The 2299-nt window shown below is 61.2% G+C and carries 2 protein-coding genes; both read right to left on the reverse strand.

What is annotated here, in order from left to right:
* Positions 1–189 (reverse strand): hypothetical protein (locus tag HIJ39_RS23925; RefSeq protein WP_207711871.1); only part of this gene is annotated, 189 nt, incomplete at its 3' end.
* 352 nt (positions 190–541) lie between these two features.
* Positions 542–1864 (reverse strand): group II intron reverse transcriptase/maturase, encoded by a 1323-nt coding sequence (ltrA, locus tag HIJ39_RS22550; protein WP_169103281.1) that lies wholly within the window; start codon positions 1862–1864, stop codon positions 542–544.
* Between the last annotated feature and the right edge of the window lie 435 nt (positions 1865–2299).

Consider the following 2299-nt stretch of genomic DNA (forward strand, 5'->3'; position numbering starts at 1 on the left):
CTCCCGAGCCCATGCCAGCGACATCTCTCGCGCCGGGGTGGTCTTTGAGTCGCACGCCTCACGAATGACCGCGAGTTCCCCCTGCGACCGCAGGGGGATATTCAGCTGGGGATGAAAGAAACGATACCCATTGCCGATCCGCGGCGGGTTTGCGTCATCATGCCATCCTCCCGAGAACGAAATGGTCACTCGTGACCGCCGATGGCCTAGGAAAGGAGATGCGTGTGGAAACTGGGGAGATGAACGCCATAGACCGATGAGAGGCCGCGTGAGGCGCTTGCCCGTTTACCCGGCCAGTCCGACAGGCTTACCAAGAAGGGATTCCGTGCCTTGCCGCCTCACGCATGATCGCTTGTCCCCACCATCCCCACAATCCACAAGGGGTTCCCCCCGCACCCCCTTCCCCAAGGACGACGGCGACGGGTCGGCGCTTTCGCGCCCTCTCCTAACATACATAGAAGGGTGCCCGGTCTTCCAGGCACCGCAACCCCCACAGAACCCAGCGTGCGGATTTCCCGCACTAGGCTCTTCGACCAGAGATTCACAGAATCGCGTAATGCGGCAAAGCCGTATAAGGAACCGACATTTTCGGACGCTTGAGCGGAAACCGCTGCAGGATGCGCCAGAACGCCTGCCAACTGACCTGGCTCTTCTGGCTGCGTCGACTGAGCATGCGGCGCCAATACCGCAGGACGGCCAGGTAGACTTGGTTCATACTCCACCAATTGCCGGCCACACCGAAATAGGCATAGTGCCCTTGCAGGAGTTGGTTAATCCAGTACGCTTGGTCCTCGATGCGCTCGTGAAGGATGTCGCGCATCCGGGCTTGCAAACGTTGCAGGGTCCGCCGTTGTCGTGACTTCTCCGTTTTCCGCCCGACCATGAACCCGCCCTTTCGATTCCGCGTGCAGTAGTGCGTGAACCCGAGGAAGTACAGGGTGTCCGGCTTCCGACGGCCTTGCTGCTCGGCGCGGTGCTGAGCGTGGCGCCCAAACGCAATCAGGCGCGTTTTCGTGGGTTCCAGTGTGAGGCCAAACTTGTTGAGCCGCTGGCTCAACACAGCCTGAAACCGCTCGGCATCCCGCTGATGCTCGAAGCACACGACAAAGTCGTCCACGTAGCGCACGAGGTAGGCCTCACCCGCCAACCGCGGTTTAATGGCCTTCTCAAACCAGAGGTCGAGCACATAGTGCAGGTAGACGTTACTCAGCAGCCCGCTGATGCTGCCTCCCTGCGGAGTGCCCCGGTCGCTCGGCTGTAATTCTCCCGCTTCGAGGGCTCCGGCTTTCAACCAACGCCGAATGAGGCTCAGCACGCGCGGGTCACCCACGCGCTGTGCCATAAACTGCATCATCCAGCCATGGTCGAGACTCCCAAAGAAGTTCTTGAGGTCCGCCTCGAACACCCAGTTCACCGGTTTGGTCATGAGGATTTGGTGGAGCGTCGCGAGGGCATGGTGCGCGCCCCGACCGGGGCGCCCGCCGAACGACACCGGCAGGAAATCCTGCTCATAGATGGCGGACAGGACGTCCGCCACACTCCGTTGGAGCGCCCGGTCGGCAATCGTGGGCACGCCCAGCGGACGCTTGGCATCTTTTCCCGGCTTGGGAATCCAGACCCGCCGTACCGGCGGGGGGTGATACCCTTTGCGGTGCACGGCGCTCAGGACCTCCCGACTCCACTGCGGAAATGTGTCCACGGCCTCGTCATGCGCGACGCCATCGACCCCGGGCGCGGTATCCCGGTGCATCTGGTGCAGGGCTTGCCATAGGCGTTCCGACGTCAGATGATGCGCCAGTGAGGTAAATTGTAGCGTCGGTTCCCGACGCGCCTTGTCTGCTATGCGTTCTAATCCCGTTGTCATGGTACGGTACTCCTTCCCTTGAATGAAGGCCGGTCTCTCTCCCCTTGAATGGAGACCATGTTGCCTTAGAACGCGCCTCTGTTCGCTGACCCCTTCCCCATGTAGTCGGCTTTCCCGACCGCAGAGTAGTATGAGTCAGTAAGACTTCCGGCCAGTCATCGCGAGGTCCTTGCTTTGTGAGGCTTGTTCCCCGCTATCCACCGGGTGGTGGAAACCGCCGGATCTCCCTTGTTCCCAAGAAACCCCTTGGTCGCATGCTGTAGGTACCAACCCCGGAAGTTCCCCGCTCGCCTCGCCAACGCGGCGAGTGGGATGCTGCCTTCTCCCTCGGGGGACAGAATCGGCAACTTCGACTCCGCAGTGATTTCGGGGCTATTTCCCTGTTCACGTGATTCCGGCCTACGACCTCCCTGTCTACGCTTCGCAGACGGAGTT

Source organism: Sulfobacillus harzensis, assembly GCF_012933365.1.
Classification (GTDB): Bacteria; Bacillota; Sulfobacillia; order Sulfobacillales; family Sulfobacillaceae; genus Sulfobacillus_B; species Sulfobacillus_B harzensis.

Excerpts from the sequence above, each read along its gene's own strand:
- ltrA (WP_169103281.1), bottom strand. The coding sequence starts at position 1,864 with ATGACAACGGGATTAGAACGCATAGCAGACAAGGCGCGTCGGGAACCG.